General features: G+C 70.6%; 24 protein-coding genes, 1 tRNA gene and 1 pseudogene. 20 read left to right on the forward strand and 6 right to left on the reverse strand.

The window, feature by feature from the left end; genetic code table 11:
* Nucleotides 1-63 precede the first annotated feature (63 nt).
* The 3 genes from BR98_RS42385 (at nucleotide 64) to BR98_RS27960 (ending at nucleotide 1,527) form a co-directional block, all read left to right on the forward strand.
* On the forward strand, nucleotides 64-168 hold the full coding sequence (locus BR98_RS42385; protein WP_324606693.1) for a putative leader peptide: 105 nt from the start codon (nucleotides 64-66) through the stop codon (nucleotides 166-168).
* Nucleotides 169-280: 112 nt separating this feature from the next.
* A complete protein-coding gene (locus BR98_RS27955) occupies nucleotides 281-559 on the forward strand; it encodes a MoaD/ThiS family protein (RefSeq protein WP_035848877.1) in 279 nt (92 codons plus the stop codon).
* Nucleotides 559-1,527 (forward strand): PLP-dependent cysteine synthase family protein, encoded by a 969-nt coding sequence (locus BR98_RS27960; RefSeq protein ID WP_035848878.1) that lies wholly within the window; start codon nucleotides 559-561, stop codon nucleotides 1,525-1,527. Before BR98_RS27955 ends, BR98_RS27960 begins: the two co-directional genes overlap by 1 nt.
* A gap of 22 nt (nucleotides 1,528-1,549) precedes the next feature.
* Here the strand turns inward: BR98_RS27960 and BR98_RS27965 are convergent, their stop codons facing one another.
* Nucleotides 1,550-1,996, reverse strand: coding sequence for a type II toxin-antitoxin system PemK/MazF family toxin (locus tag BR98_RS27965; RefSeq protein WP_035848879.1), 447 nt, complete (start codon nucleotides 1,994-1,996; stop codon nucleotides 1,550-1,552).
* 164 nt (nucleotides 1,997-2,160) lie between these two features.
* Between BR98_RS27965 and BR98_RS27970 the strand changes: the two genes are divergently transcribed.
* Nucleotides 2,161-2,355, forward strand: a complete 195-nt coding sequence (locus BR98_RS27970) for a MerR family transcriptional regulator (protein ID WP_035848880.1) — start codon at nucleotides 2,161-2,163, stop codon at nucleotides 2,353-2,355.
* A gap of 233 nt (nucleotides 2,356-2,588) precedes the next feature.
* Nucleotides 2,589-3,335, forward strand: a complete 747-nt coding sequence (locus tag BR98_RS27975; protein WP_035848882.1) for an MBL fold metallo-hydrolase — start codon at nucleotides 2,589-2,591, stop codon at nucleotides 3,333-3,335.
* A gap of 61 nt (nucleotides 3,336-3,396) precedes the next feature.
* Here BR98_RS27975 and BR98_RS27980 read toward each other — a convergent pair whose 3' ends face one another.
* Both BR98_RS27980 and BR98_RS27985 read right to left on the reverse strand, forming a co-directional pair.
* Nucleotides 3,397-4,638, reverse strand: a complete 1,242-nt coding sequence (locus tag BR98_RS27980; protein WP_035848885.1) for a PTS transporter subunit EIIC — start codon at nucleotides 4,636-4,638, stop codon at nucleotides 3,397-3,399.
* Nucleotides 4,639-4,832: 194 nt separating this feature from the next.
* Nucleotides 4,833-6,077, reverse strand: a complete 1,245-nt coding sequence (locus BR98_RS27985; protein WP_035848891.1) for a PTS transporter subunit EIIC — start codon at nucleotides 6,075-6,077, stop codon at nucleotides 4,833-4,835.
* Nucleotides 6,078-6,131: 54 nt separating this feature from the next.
* Between BR98_RS27985 and BR98_RS42130 the strand changes: the two genes are divergently transcribed.
* The 4 genes from BR98_RS42130 (at nucleotide 6,132) to rdgB (ending at nucleotide 8,626) form a co-directional block, all read left to right on the forward strand.
* Entirely contained in the window at nucleotides 6,132-6,665 is a 534-nt protein-coding gene (locus BR98_RS42130) for a PTS glucose/sucrose transporter subunit IIB (protein WP_267886096.1), read from the forward strand.
* Between the two features lie 122 nt (nucleotides 6,666-6,787).
* On the forward strand, nucleotides 6,788-7,513 hold the full coding sequence (rph, locus tag BR98_RS27995; RefSeq protein WP_035848897.1) for a ribonuclease PH: 726 nt from the start codon (nucleotides 6,788-6,790) through the stop codon (nucleotides 7,511-7,513).
* An 83-nt stretch (nucleotides 7,514-7,596) separates the two neighbouring features.
* Complete coding sequence (locus tag BR98_RS28000) at nucleotides 7,597-7,986, forward strand: hypothetical protein (RefSeq protein WP_035848904.1); 390 nt, start codon at nucleotides 7,597-7,599, stop codon at nucleotides 7,984-7,986.
* Nucleotides 7,987-8,017: 31 nt separating this feature from the next.
* Nucleotides 8,018-8,626 carry an RdgB/HAM1 family non-canonical purine NTP pyrophosphatase gene (rdgB, locus tag BR98_RS28005; protein ID WP_035848910.1) on the forward strand — a complete coding sequence of 203 codons (609 nt, stop codon included), beginning with the start codon at nucleotides 8,018-8,020 and terminating at the stop codon, nucleotides 8,624-8,626.
* A gap of 56 nt (nucleotides 8,627-8,682) precedes the next feature.
* On the opposite strand, the gene BR98_RS28010 is transcribed toward rdgB, so the two are convergent.
* Both BR98_RS28010 and BR98_RS42390 read right to left on the reverse strand, forming a co-directional pair.
* Nucleotides 8,683-8,765, reverse strand: a tRNA-Leu gene (locus BR98_RS28010).
* Nucleotides 8,766-8,778: 13 nt separating this feature from the next.
* Nucleotides 8,779-9,228 carry an HNH endonuclease signature motif containing protein gene (locus tag BR98_RS42390; RefSeq protein WP_083977065.1) on the reverse strand — a complete coding sequence of 150 codons (450 nt, stop codon included), beginning with the start codon at nucleotides 9,226-9,228 and terminating at the stop codon, nucleotides 8,779-8,781.
* A gap of 128 nt (nucleotides 9,229-9,356) precedes the next feature.
* On the opposite strand from BR98_RS42390, the pseudogene BR98_RS28015 reads away from it, so the two are divergent.
* From BR98_RS28015 to BR98_RS28030, 4 genes and pseudogenes are all read left to right on the forward strand, one after another.
* Nucleotides 9,357-9,833, forward strand: a pseudogene (locus tag BR98_RS28015) (glycosyl hydrolase family 18 protein); the annotation flags it as partial.
* Between the two features lie 363 nt (nucleotides 9,834-10,196).
* Complete coding sequence (locus BR98_RS28020) at nucleotides 10,197-11,246, forward strand: substrate-binding domain-containing protein (RefSeq protein WP_083977067.1); 1,050 nt, start codon at nucleotides 10,197-10,199, stop codon at nucleotides 11,244-11,246.
* A gap of 1 nt (nucleotide 11,247) precedes the next feature.
* Nucleotides 11,248-12,771, forward strand: coding sequence for a sugar ABC transporter ATP-binding protein (locus BR98_RS28025; RefSeq protein WP_035848912.1), 1,524 nt, complete (start codon nucleotides 11,248-11,250; stop codon nucleotides 12,769-12,771).
* Nucleotides 12,768-13,811, forward strand: a complete 1,044-nt coding sequence (locus BR98_RS28030; protein ID WP_035848915.1) for an ABC transporter permease — start codon at nucleotides 12,768-12,770, stop codon at nucleotides 13,809-13,811. The genes BR98_RS28025 and BR98_RS28030 overlap by 4 nt, the downstream gene beginning before the upstream one ends.
* 77 nt (nucleotides 13,812-13,888) lie before the next feature.
* Here BR98_RS28030 and bcp read toward each other — a convergent pair whose 3' ends face one another.
* Nucleotides 13,889-14,362, reverse strand: a complete 474-nt coding sequence (gene bcp / locus BR98_RS28035) for a thioredoxin-dependent thiol peroxidase (protein ID WP_035848918.1) — start codon at nucleotides 14,360-14,362, stop codon at nucleotides 13,889-13,891.
* A 203-nt stretch (nucleotides 14,363-14,565) separates the two neighbouring features.
* Here bcp and BR98_RS28040 point away from each other — a divergent pair, with 203 nt between their 5' ends.
* The 7 genes from BR98_RS28040 to BR98_RS28070 all read left to right on the forward strand — a co-directional run bounded on the left by BR98_RS28040 (nucleotide 14,566) and on the right by BR98_RS28070 (nucleotide 20,052).
* On the forward strand, nucleotides 14,566-14,937 hold the full coding sequence (locus tag BR98_RS28040; RefSeq protein WP_407639502.1) for a DUF3618 domain-containing protein: 372 nt from the start codon (nucleotides 14,566-14,568) through the stop codon (nucleotides 14,935-14,937).
* 151 nt (nucleotides 14,938-15,088) lie between these two features.
* A complete protein-coding gene (locus BR98_RS28045) occupies nucleotides 15,089-15,391 on the forward strand; it encodes a GroES family chaperonin (protein WP_232247936.1) in 303 nt (100 codons plus the stop codon).
* Between the two features lie 171 nt (nucleotides 15,392-15,562).
* Entirely contained in the window at nucleotides 15,563-15,931 is a 369-nt protein-coding gene (locus tag BR98_RS28050) for a hypothetical protein (protein WP_157537958.1), read from the forward strand.
* Nucleotides 15,932-16,116: 185 nt separating this feature from the next.
* The gene (locus BR98_RS28055; protein WP_051970280.1) at nucleotides 16,117-16,929 is read left to right on the forward strand and encodes an ABC transporter permease; all 813 of its coding nucleotides are present in this window, start codon (nucleotides 16,117-16,119) and stop codon (nucleotides 16,927-16,929) included.
* Nucleotides 16,922-17,734 carry an ABC transporter permease gene (locus BR98_RS28060; RefSeq protein ID WP_035848933.1) on the forward strand — a complete coding sequence of 271 codons (813 nt, stop codon included), beginning with the start codon at nucleotides 16,922-16,924 and terminating at the stop codon, nucleotides 17,732-17,734. Before BR98_RS28055 ends, BR98_RS28060 begins: the two co-directional genes overlap by 8 nt.
* A gap of 11 nt (nucleotides 17,735-17,745) precedes the next feature.
* Nucleotides 17,746-18,729 carry an ABC transporter ATP-binding protein gene (locus BR98_RS28065; protein WP_063774852.1) on the forward strand — a complete coding sequence of 328 codons (984 nt, stop codon included), beginning with the start codon at nucleotides 17,746-17,748 and terminating at the stop codon, nucleotides 18,727-18,729.
* A 135-nt stretch (nucleotides 18,730-18,864) separates the two neighbouring features.
* Nucleotides 18,865-20,052 carry a glycosyltransferase family 2 protein gene (locus BR98_RS28070; protein ID WP_051970281.1) on the forward strand — a complete coding sequence of 396 codons (1,188 nt, stop codon included), beginning with the start codon at nucleotides 18,865-18,867 and terminating at the stop codon, nucleotides 20,050-20,052.
* The last annotated feature ends 14 nt before the right edge of the window (nucleotides 20,053-20,066 follow it).

A 20,066-nucleotide genomic window follows, 5' to 3' on the forward strand; every position in this document is an offset into this window, starting at 1 on the left:
GAAAGCATCCGAGGAACGAGACGGGCATGGAGGAACCGGGCCGGGAATCTATACGATGAGCCCATGCGTTCCGTCGATGTGAGCAATCAGGCCCCGGGCATCCGCCTCGTGGCGCGCCTGCACATCGACCTGTGCCGGCACGCCGCGGCGATCTGTCCCGACGCCTGAGCACGTCCCGCCCGACCCCGGTCGGCGCGTGCGGCACCACGCCCCACGAGCTTTCGTCAGTCAGTCCCCGCCGCGCCCTGCGGCTCACCACCACCTGCCCAGGAGCGCAGCCATGGCCACTGAGGTCCGCATCCCGACCATCCTCCGCAGCTACACCGACGGCGCCAAGGCCGTAGAAGCCACCGGCGCCACCCTCGGGGAGCTGATCGCCGACCTCAACGTCCGCCACCCGGGCATCGCCGACCGCCTGCTGGACAACGGCGAGCTGCGCCGCTTCGTCAACGTCTACCTGAACGACGAGGACGTCCGCTTCCTCGAGGGCATCTCCACCGGCCTCAAGGACGGCGACAGCGTCACCATCCTCCCGGCCGTGGCCGGCGGCGCTGTCTGATGCGTTACGACAGTCCGCTCGAAGCCGTCGGCAACACGCCGCTGGTCCGGCTGCCCCGGCTCTCCGCGGCCGTGCCCGGCAACGCGGACGGCCTGGTCACGCTCTGGGCCAAGCTGGAGGACCGGAACCCGACCGGCTCGATCAAGGACCGGCCGGCGCTCTACATGATCGAGCGGGCCGAGGCGGCCGGCCGGCTCACCCCCGGCTGCACCGTCCTCGAGCCGACCAGCGGCAACACCGGCATTTCGCTGGCCATGGCGGCCAAGCTCAAGGGCTACAAGATGGTCTGCGTGATGCCGGAGAACACCAGCGAGGAGCGGCGCGAGCTGCTCCGGATGTGGGGCGCGGAGATCATCTCCTCGCCCGCCGCCGGCGGCTCCAACACCGCGGTGCGGGTGGCCAAGGAACTGGCCGCCGAGCACCCGGACTGGGTGATGCTCTACCAGTACGGCAACCCGGACAACGCGGGCGCGCACTACGCCACCACCGGCCCGGAGATCCTGGCCGACCTGCCCACCGTCACCCACTTCGTGGCGGGCCTGGGCACCACCGGCACCCTGATGGGGGTCGGGCGCTTCCTGCGCGAGAAGGTCCCGGGCGTCAAGATCGTGGCCGCCGAGCCGCGCTACGACGACCTGGTCTACGGCCTGCGCAACCTGGACGAGGGCTTCGTGCCCGAGCTGTACGACGCCGAGGTGCTGACCACCCGGTTCAGCGTCGGCTCGGCCGACTCGGTCCGGCGCACCCGCGAACTCCTCGCCGAGGAGGGGATCTTCGCCGGTGTGTCGACCGGCGCGATCCTGCACGCCGCGATGGGCGTGGGCCGGCGCGCCGCCGAGGCCGGCGAGCGGGCCGACATCGTCTTCGTGGTTCCGGACGGCGGCTGGAAGTACCTGTCCACCGGCATCTACAGCGCCGCCACCACCGAGGAGGCGGTCGAGGCGCTGCAGGGCCAGCTCTGGGCCTGACCCAGCCTCAGCCGACGCAGTCTCAGTGGGCCCGTACCGCACGCTCGGTACGGGCCCACGTCGTTGCGTCGAGCAGTCCGACCCGGCGCCGGAACGCACCGAGCTCCACCTCGCGCAGCTCGTCCGTCTCCAGCCAGCTGGCCCGGCCCTGCTGGTCGCCGACCGAGCCCGGCGGCAGGGCCAGGACGCCCGGGCGCTCGGCGTGGTGCTTGCTGGTGATCTTGACCACGGTGGCGGTCCGCCCGTGCACCCGCAGGACCAGGCAGGGCCGGTCCTTGCTGCCGGGCCCGTCCTCGAACGGGACCTCGGCCCACCAGATCTCGCGCGGCGCGGGGCCGCCGCCCGTCCGCTGCGGCCGTGGCCGCGGGGCCGGGACCGGCACGGACTGCTGCTGGCGCAGCCGGGTGTAGCCGAAGACGCCCAGCGCCACGATCACCAGGCCGGCGAGGGCCTCCATCCACACATTCATGTGCTGACCGTACCGGTGTGACAGTTGGGCATTTATCCGTTCCAGGCTGCCGATCTGTCACGGAACCGCCACGGTGCCCGCCGCGCGCTCGAGGGCGACCCCTGCGCCGAAAGGCTGACCACGCACCAGCCCGCTCCGGCCTCGCAGCACCAGGAGGTGGCCAGATGAGCCAGCACAGCACCGATGCGTGGTCCTATCCCGAGATCGCCCGCCACATCGGCGTGCAGGTCGACACCGTTCGCAACTACCGGCGGCACGGCCTGCTGCCCGACCCCGACTTCGTCGACGCGGCCGGCCACCCGCGCTGGTACCCCGACACGGTCCGGGCCTGGGCCCGCCGCCGGCCGGGCCACCGCTGAGCCGCCCCCGCGCCCGCCGCAGCGGCTCTCGTACGGGCCTCCCGCACCGCCTCCCGCACGCCCGTCCCCCGGGCCGCCCCGTTCTGGTGATTCCAGCCACAGCGCGGCACGGGGACGGGGGCAAAGTGCCGCTCCGCCCTTACCCTCGGACTCGCGACCGCTGCCGCTACCCGCCGGTGTGACCCGGCGGTAACCGGCGTGCGCGGGACCTGGATCCGGCGGAGGGGCTCGGGATGAAACTGACTGTGGTGGGGTGCTCGGGGAGCTTCCCGTCGCCCGAATCACCCTGTTCCAGCTACCTGGTCGAGGCAGACGGCTACCGGCTGGTCCTGGACCTCGGCAACGGCGCGCTCGGCGCACTGCAGAGCCACATCGGACTCTACGACGTGGACGCCATCGCGCTCAGCCACCTGCACGCCGACCACTGCATCGACCTGTGCGCCTACTGGGTGGCCCGCAACTACCGCCAGGAGGGCTGCCCCGACCCGCTGCCGGTCTACGGCCCCGTCGACACCCCGGGCCGGCTGGCCCGCGCCTACGACATGCCCGAGCGGCCCGGCATGACCGAGGTCTTCGACTTCCACACCCTGGGCGACGGAAGGCTCACCCTCGGCCCACTGACCGTGACCACCGTGCGGGTCAACCACCCGGTGGAGGCCTACGCCTTCCGGATCGAGCACGACGGCCGCTCGCTGGTCTACTCCGGCGACACCGGTGAGAGCGCCGAGCTGGTGGAGCTGGCCCGCGATTGCGACCTGTTCCTGTGCGAGGCGGCCTACACCGACGGCAAGGAGACCTACCGCTCGATCCACCTCAACGGCCGCGAGGCCGGCGAGCACGCCGCCGCCGCCCGGGCCCGCCGCCTGGTGCTCACCCACATCCCGCCGTGGACCGACCCGCAGCGCAACCTGCGCGACGCCGAGGCGGCCTTCGCCGGGCCGGTGGAGCTGGCCAAGGCCGGGGCTGTCTACGAGATCTGAGTGAACGTCGAAGGGGCACCGACCGTGGCGGTCGGTGCCCCTTCGGCAGCTCGGGCGGGCGTTACGCCTTGGTGAGGTCCTCGAGTTCCTCGTCGCTCTCGCGACCGGGGGTCTTGAGGTTGAACTTGGTGATCGCGAAGCGGAACACGAAGTAGTAGACCGCCGCGAACGCCAGGCCGATCGGGATGATCAGCCACGGCTTGGTGGCCAGGTGCCAGTTGATCCCGTAGTCGATCAGGCCGGCCGAGAAGCCGAAGCCGTCGTGCACCCCCAGGGCCCAGGTGATCGCCATCGAGGCCGCGGTGAGCACCGCGTGGACCGCGTACAGAACGGGGGCGATGAAGAGGAAGGTGAACTCGATCGGCTCGGTGACACCTGTGACGATGCTGGTCAGGGCCATGGACATCATCATGCCCATGACGACCTTGCGGCGCTCCGGCCGGGCGCAGTGCGCGATGGCGAGCGCGGCGGCGGGCAGTGCGAACATCATGATCGGGAAGAAGCCCGAGGTGAACTGGCCGGCCGTCGGGTCACCGGCCAGGAAGCGGTTGATGTCACCGTTGACCACGGTGCCGCCCGGCTTGGTGAAGCTGCCGAGCTGGAACCACGCGTAGGTGTTGACGAACTGGTGCATGCCGATCGGGATCAGCGCGCGGTTGACCAGGCCGAAGAGACCGGCGCCGACCGCGCCCGCGCCCGCGAGCTTGTCGTTGCCGCTGGCGATGGCGTCACCGATCGGGCCCCAGCAGAGGCCGAACAGAATGCCGAGCGCGGTGCCGACGAAGGCCATGATGATCGGCACCAGCCGGCGCCCGTTGAAGAAGCCGAGCCAGTCCACCAGCTTGGTCCGGTGGAACTTCTGCCAGAGCACGGCGCTGAGCAGGCCGACCACGATGCCGCCGAAGACACCCGGGTTCTGCGGCTTGCCGTCGTTGATGCCGCCGTGGATCGGGAACGCGGTGAGGACGTTCTTGAACACCAGGTATCCGACCAGGGCCGCCAGTGCCGTGGAGCCGTCGGCCTTCTTGGCGAAGCCGATGGCGATGCCCACGCAGAAGAGCAGCGGCAGGTTGTCCAGGATGGCACCACCGGCGGTACCGAAGACCTGCACGAGCTTGGCCGGGAAGTGCCACTGGGTGTGGATGTCGTCCTGGCCGAGCCGGGCCAGCAGGCCGGCTGCGGGAAGTACGGCGATCGGGAGCTGGAGGCTGCGGCCGATCTTCTGAAGGCCGGGCAGCACGCCCGAGCCGAACTTCTTGGTCGGCGCCGCGGCGGGCGCCGGTGCCTGCGCAGTCGTACTCATGGGGGTGGTTCCTAACGCCATGGCGTGCCGGGCGGGGTGCGGGCCGGGTCCGGTACGCAAACTGGTCTACACCACTAGTGGTGTAGACCAGTTTTCTAACACGCTGCGAGAAGCCATGGAACCCTGGACGGCCTCGCAGGTGGGAAGAGCTATGAAATCGAAACCTTGTTGAGGATTGGCGATCATTGCCGGGGTCAGTCCTTGGTGACGTCGACCACTTCGTCCTCGGGCTCGCGCCCCGGGGTGTGCAGGTCGAACTTGGTGATCATGAATCGGAAGAGCGCGTAGTAGACCACCGCGAAACAGAGGCCGATCGGAATGATCAGCCAGGGCTTGGTGGCCAGGGTCCAGTTGATCAGATAATCGATCAGTCCGGCAGAGAAACTGAAACCGTCGTGCACGCCCAGTCCCCAGGTGACACCCATCGACACACCGGTCAGCAGTGCGTGTGCGACGTACAGCAGCGGGGCGACGAAGAGGAAGGCGTACTCGATCGGCTCGGTCACGCCGGTCACGAAGCTGGTCAACGCGACCGAGATCATCAGGCCGTAGATCTCCTTGCGGCGGTGCGGCTTGGCGCAGTGGGCGATGGCGAGCGCGGCGGCCGGCAGCGCGAACATCATGATCGGGAAGAAGCCCGAGGTGAACTGGCCGGCCGTCGGATCGCCGTGCAGGAACCGGGGGATGTCACCGGTCCAGGTGTGGCCCTGCGCGTCCTTGTAGGTCCCGTACTGGAACCACATGAAGGTGTTCAGGAACTGGTGCATGCCGATCACCAGCAGTCCGCGGTTGGCCACGCCGAACAGCCCCGCGCCCAGCGCTCCCCGGGCCGAGAGCCAGTCGCTGAAGTGGGTCAGGCCGTGGCCGACCGGCGGCCAGATCCACAGGCAGAACACCGCGAACACGATCGCCACCCCGGCCATCAGCATCGGCACCAGCCGGCGGCCGTTGAAGAAGCCCAGCCAGTCGGGCAGCTTGGTCCGGTGGAACCGCACCCAGAACCAGGCGGTCAGCAGGCCCAGGATGATGCCGCCGAAGACCCCCGGATTCTGGAAGGTCGGCGGAATGGTCGGCGGCTTCACCGGGAACTGCAGCAGGATGTTGTGGTAGACGAGGAAGCCGGCCACCGCGGCGAGCGCCGTCGACCCGTCCGCCTTCTTCGCCATCCCGATCGCCACGCCGACACAGAAGAGCAGCGGCAGGCCCAGTACCGGGTCCAGCAGTGACCCGCCCGCGCCGGCCAGCACCTTGGCGACATTGGGCCAGTCGGCGATCCTCCCGTCCGGGCCGAAGACGTCCGGCTGGCCCAGGCGATTGAGAATGCCGGCCGCGGGAAGCACCGCAACCGGCAGTTGGAGGGAGCGGCCCATCTTCTGCAAGCCGCCGTAGAAGCCCTGCCACCACTGTTTCGGTGGCAGCGCCGCGCTCGCTGAGCTCATCCTCGTCCTTCCGCCGCCGGCCGTCGGGGTGCGAGAGGAGCTGGGGAGCAATCGGTGCAGACCCGCACGTTTTGGAAGTACGCCAAGATTGGTGTAGACCAGCTGTGGTGCAGCCGTACGTGCCATGGACCCGAGCCCCACTCACCGTCATCCTGGGAGGAAGATCCACCAGGCGCGCGCGGTACTGGGCCAATCGAGGACCAGCGTGGCGCACCACTCCGAACCGGGCGATCCTGGTCGCGCGGGTGCGCGCGGCGGGCAACTGAGTCCGCGTCACCCGGCACCGTCGTACGGCACACCGCAGGACGGCCCCCGGCAAGGCAGCCGGAGCGCCGAGACAGAGGGAGAAAGACCATGGCCAGCAAGGCTGAGAAGATCGTCGCCGGTCTCGGCGGTATCGACAACATCGAAGAGGTCGAAGGCTGCATCACCCGGCTGCGCACCGAGGTCAAGGACCCCTCCCTCATCGACGAAGCCGCCCTCAAGGCCGCCGGCGCCCACGGCGTCGTCAAGATGGGCACCGCGATCCAGGTCGTCATCGGCACCGACGCCGACCCGATCGCCGCCGACATCGAGGACATGATGTAAGTCCCACCGCACTCCCGAGGGCCCGTCACCGACGCCGCGGTGACGGGCCCTCGGGCATGCCGGGCCGGGGTACGCCCCCGGCTGGGGCCCGGCCGCGCCCGGACCGACTACGCTCAAGCGCTATGTCACGCATCGACGGCCGCACCCCCGACCAGCTCCGCCCGATCACCATCGAACGCGGCTGGAGCAAGCACGCCGAAGGCTCCGTACTCGTCTCCTACGGCGACACCAAGGTGCTCTGCACCGCCAGCGTCACCGAAGGCGTCCCGCGCTGGCGCAAGGGCAGCGGCGAAGGCTGGGTCACCGCCGAGTACGCCATGCTGCCGCGCGCCACCAACACCCGCGGCGACCGCGAATCCGTCCGCGGCAAGATCGGCGGCCGCACCCATGAGATCAGCCGACTCATCGGCCGCTCGCTGCGCGCCGTCATCGACCACCGCGCCCTCGCCGAGAACACCATCGTGCTCGACTGCGACGTCCTGCAGGCCGACGGCGGCACCCGCACCGCCGCCATCACCGGCGCCTACGTCGCCCTGGTCGACGCCGTCTCCTGGGCCCGCGACAAGAAGCTGCTGCGCGCCAAGGGCCAGCCGATCACCGGCGGCGTCAGCGCCGTCAGCGTCGGCATCATTGGCGGCGTGCCGATGCTCGACCTCCAGTACGAGGAGGACGTGCGCGCCGAGACCGACATGAACATCGTCTGCACCTCCGACGGCCGCTTCGTCGAGGTCCAGGGCACCGCCGAAGGCGCGCCGTTCGACCGCGACCTGCTCAACCAACTGCTCGACCTCGGCACCCTCGGCTGCGCCGAACTGGACCAGATCCAGCGCAAGGCCCTCGAGCTCTGACCGCGGGGTGGCCATGGGCTGTACACGGAGTCCGTCCAGACCGTACGGTTCCCGCAACAGCCCTCCACACCCATAGGACTGAGATGCCGCCCAGCATCAACCGCCCCGCCGCCCTCGCCGTGGCCGCGCTCATCCTCGTCCTGCCGCTCAGCGCGGTCAGCTGCTCCGCCGCACAGAAGGCGGTCGACTGCGGCAACACCGCGGTCCGGCTGGGCTCCGACCTCAACGAGGTCAACAACGCCTACAACAACGCCAACAACGACCCCGCCGCAGCCGGCCGGGCGCTCGCCAAGCTGAAGGCCGACCTCGACAAGGCCGGCAAGAACAGCAGCAGCAGCGACATCACCAAGTCCATCGACGACCTGCAGAAGCAGGTCGACAAGGTCCAACAGGCCGTGGACAAGAAGCAGGTCCCCGACCTCGGGCCGCTCGGCGACGCCGTCGGCAACTTCACCAAGGTCTGCACCGGCTGACGGTCCGCGACACTGCGGAATACTGGGGGCCATGAGCACCCCTCGCCTCGTCCTGGCCACCCGCAACCAGCACAAGGTCGCCGAGCTGCGCGCCATCCTCGGCGACGCCGGACTGACCGTCGAGCTGGTCGGCGCCGACGCCTACCCCGAGATCCCCGACGTCCCCGAGACCGGCGTCACCTTCGCCGAGAACGCGCTGCTGAAGGCGCACGCCCTGGCCCGCGCCACCGGCCTGCCGGCCGTCGCCGACGACTCCGGGCTCTGCGTGGACGTGCTCGGCGGCGCCCCCGGGATCTTCTCGGCACGGTGGGCCGGCAAGCACGGCGACGACCGGGCCAACCTGGAGCTGCTCCTCGCCCAGCTCGCCGACATCGCCGCCCCGCACCGCGGCGCGCACTTCGCGTGCGCGGCAGCCCTGGCCCTGCCGGACGGGACCGAGCGCGTGGTGGAGGGGCGACTGCTGGGCACGCTGCGCACGGCGCCCGCGGGCGAGGGCGGCTTCGGCTACGACCCGATCCTGCAGCCGCTCGGCGAGACGCGGACCTGCGCGGAGCTGACGGCGGCCGAGAAGAACGCGATCAGCCACCGGGGGAAGGCGTTCCGCGGGCTGGCGGTGGCGGTGGGGGAGTTGGTGGGGTGAGAGCAGTGAAGGCCGGGCTGAATGCGCCCGGCCTTCGATTTGCAGGTAATGCTGCGTGCGGCCTGAGGGATTCGAACCCTCACGGGGTCTCCCCCAATGGCTCCTAAGGCCATCGTGTCTGCCGTTCCACCAAGGCCGCTCTTGTCAAGGCATCATGCTACTTGCCTTGCTGCGCTACTCGCACCCGCCTTCTTTCGGCAGTACGTCGGGGTGACGGCGTGACAGTTCGGGCAGAGTAGGCGCAGGTTCTCCGGTCGGTTGTCCGACCGGTCCCCGTTGACGTGATCGACCTCAAGGGTGAGCGTCCTGCCACGCCACTGCGGGCCGGTGCCGCAGTCCTCGCACAGTTCCGGCCGGCCGAGCTCAGCCAGGGCGCGGCGGATCCGCTCGCCTGGCAGCCTCTTGGCGTCCCAGGGGCGCTTGGCCAGGAGCTCCAGCAGCTCGCGGGTATTTCCCTCCTTGCCAAGGGCAGCGATCGTCCCCGCCCCGCGTAGCGGCTCATCAGGAAACCGGATGAACGGGTGATGCGAATCACCGCAGTTCCCGTTCGACCGTTGACAACTGATTGGTACAGACCTGTTGACCCTTGTGGTCCAGACCACATAGGTTCATCGCCAATCTGCAACGTGGCAGCCGGTCGGCGGACCGCTCGTCACCTGCGGTTTGTCCTCGACCCCCACGCGCGCGCTACCCCACTGGCGCGCACCGACACTCTCTCCTGGAGGACCGAGTGTTGATCCGCAATGAGGCGGCGCAGCGTCCCACCGCTGCCGGCCGTCGTCGATCCTCCGGCCGACGGGTGGCGTTCGCGGCCACTGCGGCGGCCGGGTTGGCCGGGCTGTTGCTCGGGACGCTGGGGCTGGCGCCCTCGCAGGCGGCTTCGGCCGTCGACAACCAGTCCTGTCGGCCGGACGGGATCAACACCTTCGCGGACTCCGCGGTGGCGTTCATCGAGAAGTACGGCTTCAACGGGGTGGACCTCGACTACGAGTACCCGACCTCGATGAACAACGCGGGCAATCCGCTCGACTGGACCACCGCCAACGCCAAGCGTGGCTCCCTGATGAAGGGTTACGCGGCGCTGCTGCAGACCATGCGGCAGAAGCTGGACCGGGCCAGCGCGGCGGACGGCAAGTACTACCTGCTCTCGGTCGCGGCCCCGTCCTCGGGCTACCTGCTGCGCGGCGGGCCACTACTACAGCAACAAGTGGTGGACCAAGGGCGACGACCCCACCGCCAGCGGTGCGTGGGGTGTCTGGAACGACCTCGGCCCCTGCTGAGCCGATAGGCCCGGCAGCTCGCTGAGGCGGTGGACGGCGGTGGCGGTGCACCCGGTCGGGGGGTGCACCGCCACCGCTCTTTGCTGCCCTGACACGGCACGGTTCCCGCGCGAAGTGGCAGGGGCTGCCAATTTCAGCCGATCTGGCAACGGTTCCGTTGCGGCCTGTGCGTATCTGTGCGAAAACCCTTGACTCCTCTGGATTCAGCAGGTGTCATATCACGCGTCACGTTCGAACCTGTTTGGTTCTGATTGATTGTGGTCCCATCCACCGCACTAGGAGCCCCACCCATGACCACCGTGCGCAACCGCCGCCGCACCACCGCCGCTGCCCTCGGCCTGCTCGTCGCGCTGGGCCTGACGGCTTGTTCCACCGGACAGGAGACCACCAAGGCCGGCGGCGACGTCGCCACCGTCAACGGGAAGATCTCGCTGACCTACCTGCAGAAGCAGGGCGACCAGGAGTACTTCATCGGCGAGGCTGCGGGCGCCAAGGCCAAGGCCGCGCAGCTCGGCGTGGACCTGAAGGTGGTCAACCTCGGCAACGACGCCAACAAGACGATCAGCGAGGTCCAGTCCGCGATCGCACAGAAGAGCAACGGCCTGATCATCGTCGTCCCGGACCCGGCCGTCGGCCCGCAGGTGGTGCAGACCGCCAAGGACGCCAAGGTCGCGCTGCTCACCTCGGACGACCAGATCTGCACCACCGGCCCGGCCCCGGCCTCCTGCGACAAGTCGGCGCTGGTCCCGCGGATCGGCTTCAGCGGTCAGCAGATGGGTGGCGAGGTCGGCAAGCGGGCCGCCGAGGAGTTCAAGAAGGCCGGCTGGAACGCCGCCGACACCCGGACGATCTCCGCCTGGAAGCAGGACGTGACGGTCTGCGGTGACCGGGTGAAGGCCGCCAAGGACGCCTTCGCCACCGGCTCCGGCGCCACCGTGCAGAACATCGACGTGGCCACCGACAACACCCCGACCGGTGCCCAGGACAAGATCGCCGCCACCCTGACCGCCAACCCGGGCGTCAAGCACTGGGTGATCTGGGGCTGCAACGACGAGAACGTGCAGGGTGGCATCACCGCCACCGAGAACGCCGGCATCAGCGCCGACAACGTGATCGGTGTCGGCCTCGGCGCCTACCTGGCCTGCAAGGACTGGGGCAGCGGCAAGCCCAGCGGGATGAAGGCCGCGCTCTTCATCAACGGCAGCGACGTCGGCGCGCTGGCCGTGCAGACCATGGTCGACAAGCTGAAGAACGGCAAGGACTTCCCGCAGGAGGCCTTCGCCCCCACCACCATGGTCGACGCCACCACCTGGCAGTCCGCCGGCGTCAAGTGCAGCTGACATGACGAACGTGAACACAGGGGCGGGTGTCCGGGGGCTCGGCAAGCGGTTCGGCGAGGTCCGGGCGCTCGGCGGAGTGACCCTGGACTTCCCGGCCGGCCAGGTCACCGCACTGATGGGTGAGAACGGGGCCGGCAAGTCGACCCTGCTGAAGATCCTGACCGGCGATCACCAGCCCACCGAGGGCACGGTGCTGCTGGACGGCGCCGAACTGGTACTGCAGTCCCCGGCCCGGGCCCGGGCCGCGGGGATCCGGATCATCCCGCAGGAGCCGGAGATCATCCCGCACGTCTCGGTGGCCGAGAACGTCTACGCCGGCGCCCTGCCCCGCAAGGCGGGCCGCCGGCTGGACCGGGCCGAGCTGCGCCGCCGGATCGAAGCGGACCTGGACCGGCTCGGCTTCGACCGGGTCCTCGACCCGGACCTGCTGGGCTCCCAGCTGACCCCGGCGCAGCGTCAACTGGTCGAGATCCTGCGGGCGTTGACCGGGGAGGCGAAGGTGATCGCCTTCGACGAGCCGACCAGCTCGCTCTCCGAGCAGGAGGTGGAGGCGCTGTTCGCGCTGATCCGCCGGCTGCGCGACGCGGGTGTGGCGGTGATCTACGTGTCGCACCGGATGAAGGAGATCTTCCAGCTGGCCGACCGGATCGCGGTGCTGCGCGACGGTGCGCTGGCCGGGGTGCTGGACGCGGCGACGGCGAGCGAGGGCGAGCTGGTGCGGCTGATGGTGGGCCGGGACCTGTCGCAGATGTTCGTGCGGCAGAATGTCGCGACCGACCGGGTGGTGCTGGACGTGCAGCATCTGACCACCGACGCGGTGCGCGACATCAGCCTGACCATCCGGGCCGGCGAGGTCGTGGGGCTGGCCGGGCTGATCGGTGCGGGGCGCTCGGAGCTGGCGCTGGCGCTGGCCGGGGACCTGCCGGTGCGCTCCGGCATCGTGCGGCTGGACGGGCGGCAGCTGCGCTCGGGCCGTCCCGGCGAGGTGATCAGCGCGGGTCTGGGGCTGGCACCCGAGGAACGCAAGGCCCAGGCGCTCTTCCTGCACCGCTCGATCCGGGACAACACCTCGCTGGTGGTGCTGGAGCGGCTGCGGCGCTGGCGGTTCGTCAGACGGTCGGCCGAGCGGGAGTTGGCGCAGAGCTACAGCGACCGGCTGCGGGTGCGCACCCCGTCGATCGAGCACGAGGTGCGCAAGCTGTCCGGCGGGAACCAGCAGAAGGTGGTGCTGGCCCGTTGGCTGGCCCGCAAGCCGAAGGTGCTGATCCTGGACGAGCCGACCCGCGGTATCGATGTCGGCGCGAAGGCGGAGATCTACCAGATCATCGCCGACCTGGCCAAGGAGGGCGTCGCGCTGCTGGTGATCTCCTCCGAGCTGCCCGAGGTGCTCGGTCTCGCCGACCGGGTGGTGGTGATGCAGAACGGCCGGATCACCGGGGAGTTGGACCGGTCCGAGGCCACCGAGGAGCGGATTCTGTCGCTCGCGATGGCCGACGACCTCAGTGATGAAAGTAGGAGTGCATGAGCACGACGACGGTCTCCGACAACGCTCCCACCGGGAGCGTGCCACCGGCCAAGCCCGGTGGCGGTAGGGCCGGCGGTCTGCTGGCCTCGGTCGGCGGGCAGAACCTCAGCCTGATCGCCGCGCTCGCGGTGGTGCTGACGCTGTTCGGTTCGCTCAACGACAACTACCTGAGCTGGAACAACATCCAGGTGATCGCCGAGGCGGTGACCATCACCGGCCTGCTGGCCGTGGTGCAGACCGTGGTGATCATCTGTGGTGGCCTGGACATCTCGGTCGGTTCGCAGGCGGGCCTGGCCTCGGTGGTCAGCGCGATGGCCTTCACCTCCACCGGCAAGAACCCGCTGCTCGGTATGGCGGCGGCGATCGGGGTGGGAGTGCTGATCGGTGCGCTGAACGGCGTGGTGATCGTCTACGGCCGGGTGAACGCCACCATCGCGACGCTGGCCGGCCTGGCCGCGTACAAGGGGGTGGCGCAGCTGATCTCCAACGGTGCGGCGCAGGGCTACGTGCTCAACGACAGCCTGTTCATCTTCCTCAGCCGGGGCAAGATCGCCGGGCTGCCGGTGATGGTGTGGATCCTGATCGTGGTGGCGCTGGCGGTGCACGTGCTGCTGAAGTACACCGACATCGGCCGCAACATCTATGCGATCGGTGGCAACGACACGGCGGCCCGGCTGGCCGGCATCAACATCAACAAGTACCTGATCGCGGTCTACGGGCTGATCGGCGTGGTGGCCGCGGTGGCGGGCATCCTGCTGACCGCGCGGACCGGCTCCGGCCAGCCGGTCTCCGGCAGCGAGGGCCTGGAGCTGAAGGCGATCACCGCGGCCGCGCTCGGCGGCTGTGCGCTCAAGGGCGGCAAGGGCGGTATCGGCGGCACGCTGCTGGCCGTCGCTCTGCTCGGTGCGCTGGAGAACGGGTTGACGGTCCAGGGGATCAACTCGTTCTGGCAGAACGTGGCCCAGGGTTCGCTGCTGGTCGTCGCTGTGGTGATCCAGCAGCGGCGCAGTGGCGAGCGGGCAGTGGGGTTGCCCGGCTGACGACCCGTCGGCCACGAAGGGCGGCGGCCCCGGCTCCTGTGTGGGGAAGCCGGGGCCGCCGTCGCGTTCAGCAGACCCTAGGCCTCGATCTTGAGGTCGCGCAGCAGCTTGGCGACGTGCCCGGTGGCCTTGACGTTGTACAGGGCGCGCTCGACCTTGCCCTGCTCGTCCACGATCACGGTGGAGCGGATCACGCCGACCACGGTCTTGCCGTAGAGGGTCTTCTCGCCGTACGCGCCGTACGCCTCCAGGACCGACTTGTCCTGGTCCGAGAGCAGCGTCACCTTGAGGTCCTCGGTCTCGCGGAACTTGCCGAGCTTCTCGGGCTTGTCCGGCGAGATGCCGATCACGTCGTAGCCGGCGCCGGCGAAGACCTGCAGGTTGTCGGTGAAGTCGCAGGCCTGGGTGGTGCAGCCCGGGGTGAGGGCGGCGGGGTAGAAGTAGACGATCACCTTGCGGCCCAGGTGCTCCGCGAGGGAGACCTGCTTGCCGTCGGCGTCGGGCAGGGAGAAGGCGGGGGCGGTGTCCCCCGCCTGGAGGCGCTCACTCATGCGGCCACCTCGCTGCGCTCGGTGGTCGCTTCGCGAGACACGCCCCTCTTGATTGTTCGCTCGCTTCGCTCACTCACGTTGGTTTCTCTCCTCGTGCGGGACCAGGTGGTCGTGCCACCGCAAACCTACCCCCGTTGGTGGGTGGGACTGCGCGGCGTCGCGGCGGAGCTGACAGACTGAGCGGCAGCAGACCGTGACGTCAGGTGAGTGAGGTGGCCCGGGTGGGCAAGGGGAAGACCAAGGACAGCCCGAGGGACGACGCGGGCCGCACCACGGCCGAGATCGAGGCGAACATCGCGCGCACCCGGTCCCAGCTGGCCGACACGCTCGACGAGCTCGCCATGCGGGTGCACCCGACCACGATCGCCGACCAGGTCCGCGCCAAGGCGCTGGCATCCGTGGAGCAGAAGGTCGGGCGGGTGTACGTCGGCGCCAGCCGGGCCGTGGAACAGGTCAAGGCGCAGTTCGTGGACGAGAAGGGCCGGCCGCGCCAGGAGCGGATCGTTCCTGCGGTGCTGGTCGGTGGCGGGGTGCTGCTGCTGGTCGCCTCGGCGCGCCGGCGCAAGGGCAAGTAGCGGCCATGGTCCGGTGCCGGGATCGCGGGCCAGCGCCACGGTGCGGGCCCGCGCCAGGTACGGTCGGGGCGTGAGCGTGAACGACGACGAGCAGAACAGGCAGTCCGAGCACGGCCGGCACGACCGGCTGGGCGAGAAGCTACCGATCCGGATGCTGCACGACCGCGTGCTGGTGCGCCCCGAGGGCGGCGAGGGCGAGCGCCGCTCCACCGGTGGCATCCTGATCCCCGCCACCGCAGAGATCTCCAAGCGCTGCAGCTGGGCCGAGGCGGTGGCGGTCGGCCAGAGCGTGCGCTCGGTGGAGCCGGGGGACCGGGTGCTGTACGACCCCGAGGACAAGCTGGAGGTCGAGGTCCGGGGAGCCACGTACGTGCTGCTGCGCGAGCGGGACCTGCACGCGGTGGCGGCGGAGCGGCTGAAGGACTCGGAGGGGTCGACGGGGTTGTACCTGTAGCGGTCCTGACGGCCTGTCGGAGCCCCCGCCCGGTTCTCGGGCGGGGGCTCCCGGCGTTCATGCGTTCGGGCTAGGCGGGGTGGCCGCAGGGTGCTATTCGGCTCACTGTTTGGAGCGGAGCGGGTTCGCTCCGTATGCAACAGTCAAGCCCTGAACAGGAGAAGTACCCTCATGCGTGCCTTATGGACGGCTGCCGCGCTCGCTGCGGCGATGAGCCTCACCTCGGTCACCGCTGCCTCCGCCGCCGTCCCGCTTCGTGAGATCGACGGGCCCCGGGTGGCCGTGACGGTGCCGGTGGCCCCGGCAGCGCCGGCGGTGCCGCTCTGGGCCGAGGCGCCGAAGGCGGCGCCGGCGGTGACTCCGCCGACCACGCCGACGCTGCCCACCACGCCGACGCTGCCGACCGGCGCCCTGCCCGACACGGGGGCGCTGCTGAAGCTGCTGAGCAGCCTGCTGTCGACCATCACCAGCCTGCTGGCGAGCCTCGGCCTGCCGGTGACCCTGCCCACCCTGCCGACGCTGCCCAGTACGGGTGGCTGAGCGGTAAACCACTGCGGGAGCAAGCAGTCGCCCGCTAACGTGGTCTGACACAACCTCATACGCACCGAACCAGCCCCGACCAGCGTCCGGACCCCCCCAGGTCCCGCAGGTCGGGGCTAGTCCGCGCGCGGGGTGTGCGCAGGGGCGGTGGTCGCTCCGCTGAAATGTCGACAAGGAGACAAATCATGGCGCAAGCGGTCGGGCTCTACCTGGCCATCGCGCGCGGCGCGTTCCGCCGCTACTCGACGTACCGGATGGCGACCTTCTCCGGTGCCTTCACCAACTCCGTCTTCGGCGTCATCCTGGCCGCCACCTTCCTGGCCCTGTGGCGGGCCAGGCCGGGGCTCGGCGGGTACGACACCGCGCAGGCGGTCACCTACATCTGGGTCAGCCAGGCGCTGCTGGCGGTCGTCGCGGCCTGGGGCGGCGGGTTCCAGGACGACGTGCAGGCGCGGTTCCGCAGCGGGGACATCGCCATCGACCTGTACCGGCCGGTGGACTTCCAGGGCTGGTGGCTGGCGAACGACCTGGGCCGGGCGGCCTTCCAACTGCTGCTGCGCGGGGGAGTCCCGCTGACGGTCGGGGTGCTGTTCTTCCACGCCCGGCTGCCGCACTCCGCGCTGACCTGGCCGCTCTTCCTGGTCTCGGTGCTGCTGGCGGTGGTGGTCAGCTTCGGGCTGCGCTTCCTGGTCTCGCTGCTCGGCTTCTGGCTGCAGGACTCCGAGGGCGTGCGGGCGATCACGGTGGTGGTCTCGATGTTCCTCTCCGGCATGCTGCTGCCGCTGGCCCTGTTTCCGCCGGCGCTCGGCACGGCGGCCCGCGCGCTGCCCTGGGCGGCGATGGTGCAGGTGCCCTGCGACGTCTTCCTGGAGCGCCACCCCGGCCGCGGTGTGGCCGACCAGCTGGCGTTCCAACTGCTGTGGGCGGTCGTGCTGTTCGGCGCGGGACGGCTCGCGCTGCGGCTGGCCGCCCGGAAGGTGGTGGTCCAGGGTGGGTGAGCTGCGCTGGGCGGTGACCTCCTGGCGGCTGGCCGCCGCCATGTGGACCCGGGCCGCCTTCTCCTACCGCGTCTCCTTCGTGCTGCTGAGCCTCGCCAGCCTGCTGATCACCGGGCTGGACTTCGTGGTCCTGGTCCTGATGTTCCGTCACACCGACCGGCTCGGCGGCTGGAGCCTGCCGGAGATCGGCCTGCTCTACGGGACCTCGGGCTTCGCGATCGGCATGGCGGACTTCTTGGTCGGCACCGTCGACGGGCTGGGCGAGCGGATCCGCACCGGCGCCCTGGACGTGCTGCTGATCCGCCCGGCACCGGCGCTCTCGATGGTCTGCGCCGAGCGGTTCACCCTGCGCCGGCTGGCCCGTCCGGCGCAGACGCTGGCGGTGCTCGGCTGGTCGCTGCAGGCGCTGCCGGTGGCGTGGAGCTGGGACAAGGTGCTGCTGCTGATCGTGATGCTGCTCTGCGGCACGGTGATCTTCGCCGCGCTCTTCGTCGGCCTGTCCGCCACCCAGTTCTGGTGGGGCGAGGCGCGCGAGCTGCAGAACGCCGCCACCTACGGCGGGGCCACCCTGCTGCAGTACCCGCCGACCATCTTCGCCAAGGACCTGCTGCTCGGGGCGACCTTCGGCGTGCCGCTGGCCTTCGTCAACTGGCTGCCGGCGCTGCACATCCTGGGCCGCCCCGACCCGCTCGGACTGCCGCCCGCGTTCCGGTTCGCCTCGCCGCTGGCGGCCGGCCTGAGCGTGTTGGCGGCCGGACTGGCCTGGCGAGCCGGGCTGCGGGCCTATCGAGGAACCGGAAGCTGAAGGAGACGGGTATGGAACTGATCGAACTCGACGACGTGTCACGCACCTTCACCATCCGCACCAGGACCGGCCGGCTGCGCCGCGAGCGGCGCGAGGTCCGGGCGGTGGACGGCCTGAGCTTCACCGTGCGGGCGGGGGAGTGCGTCGGCTACATCGGGCCGAACGGCGCCGGGAAGTCCACCACCATCAAGATGCTCACCGGGATCCTGGTGCCCAGCAGCGGCCGACTGCGGGTGGCCGGGGTGGACCCGGCCCGGGAGCGGGTGGCGCTGGCCCGCCGGATCGGGGTGGTCTTCGGGCAGCGCACCACGCTCTGGTGGGACCTGCCGCTGCGCGACTCCTACCAGCTGGCCCGCCGGCTCTACCGGATCCCGCCGGCCCGGTTCGCCGCCAACTACCAGCGCTGCGTCGAACTGCTCGGCCTGGGCGACCTGTTGGACACCCCGGTGCGTCAACTCTCGCTCGGCCAGCGGATGCGCGGGGACCTGGCGGCCGCGCTGCTGCACGACCCGCAGGTGCTCTACCTGGACGAACCGACCATCGGGCTGGACGTGGTGAGCAAGGCGCGGGTGCGGGAGTTCCTGCGCGAGGTCAACGCGGCCGGCACCACGGTGCTGCTCACCACCCATGACCTCACCGACATCGAGCAGTTGTGCGGCCGGGTGATGGTGATCGACCACGGCCGGGTGGTCTACGACGGCGACCTGCCCGGTCTGCACGCGGCCGGCGAGAGCGAACGCACCCTGGTGGTGGACCTGGTGCGGGCGGGCGCGCCGATCGAGGTGCCCGGGGCCCGGGTGGTCAAGGTGGAGGGCTCCAGGCAGTGGCTGGCCTTCCCGGCCGAGCGCAGCGCGGCGCCGATCGTGGCCGCCGTCGCCGACCGCTACCCGCTGCAGGACCTCTCGGTCCGCGAGCCGGTGATCGAGGACGTGATCGCCCGGATGTACGAGCCGGATGCACGAGGGAGCGGTGATCGGCTGAGCGGGCGGCGGTGAACCCGTAACCAGGCCGGCCCGCGCGCGGTTGGAGGGGTGGAACGGGTGGTGTCGGGTGTTCTGGGAGCCCCGACGCCACCCGGCGCAGGCTGCTCGAGCCCGGCGTGGGTTGCTCGAAGGAGCGCAGTGGGAGTGATGAGCGGTGCGGTCCCCGAGGTGACCGTGGTGATCGCCTGCCACAACGCGATGCCCCAGCTGACGGCTGGTCTGGACTCGCTGGTCGGCCAGTCGATCCGGCGCCGGCGCCCCGGTGCGCTGCAGGTGCTGGCGGTGGACGACGGGTCCACCGACGACAGCGGCACCGAGCTGCGGCGGTACGAGGAGCGGCATCCGGAGCTGTTCACGGTGCTGGGCGGGGCCGACCCGGGCGGCTCGGCGGCCGCCGGCAACCGGGCGCTGGATCGGGCGCGCGGACGGTTCGTCCTCTTCCTCTGCGCCGCCGACCGGCTCGGCCTGGAGGCGCTGGAACGGCTGGTGGCGCTCGCCGACCGGGCCGGGTCCGATGTGGTGCTCGGCCGGACGGTGGGCGTCGGCGGCCGCCAGGTAGCGCAGGAGATCTTCGAGCGGACCCGGGAACAGGTGACCTTCACCGACTCCGCCCTGGCCTGGGCGCTCTCGGACAGCAAGCTGTTCCGCCGCGAGCTGCTGGTCGGCCACAGCCTGCGCAAACGCGAGGACCTGCCCGCCCACTGCGAGCAGCCGTTCACCCTGGAGGCTTGCCTGCACGCGCGGCGGATCTCGGTCCTGGCCGACTACGACTGCTACTACGCGATGCCGCGCCCGGACCGCAGCCCGGTCACCGTCCGCTCCCGGCACGAGGCTCGGCTGCGCGGGGCGGCCGCGCTGCTGGAGGTCGTCGAGCGGCTGGCCGAGCCGGGTCCGGAGCAGGCCGTGCTGCGCGGGCGGGTGTTCTGCTGGGACGTCGCGAGCCTGCTGCGGACCGAGTTCCTCACCCTGGAGGAGCCGGTGCAGCGCCGCCTCTGCGCCGGCGTCGGCCGACTGCTCGACCGGCACTGCCCGCCGGCCGACTTCCAGCAGTTGGCGGTCCGCGACCGGCTGCGCCTCGACCTGGCCCGCCGCGGTCGGGTGGCCGCGCTGCGCAGGCTGATCCGCTACCAGGCCGCGTACTGGGAGGCCGCGCAGCCGAAGGTGGCCGGGGAACGGGAGCCGGTGCCGGTCGTCCCGGCGCCGGCTCATTCGGTGCCGGTGCCGGTGCCGGTGCAGTTGTGGCGCGGCATCGTCCCGGAGCAGGTCCGCCGTCGACTGCGCCGCCAGCCTGCTTGGCGCGGCTTCGTGGAACGGGCCTACGCGCGCTGGGGGTAGCGGCACAGCTCAGG

Origin of the sequence: Kitasatospora azatica KCTC 9699 (assembly GCF_000744785.1) — a bacterium.
Lineage (GTDB): Bacteria > Actinomycetota > Actinomycetes > Streptomycetales > Streptomycetaceae > Kitasatospora > Kitasatospora azatica.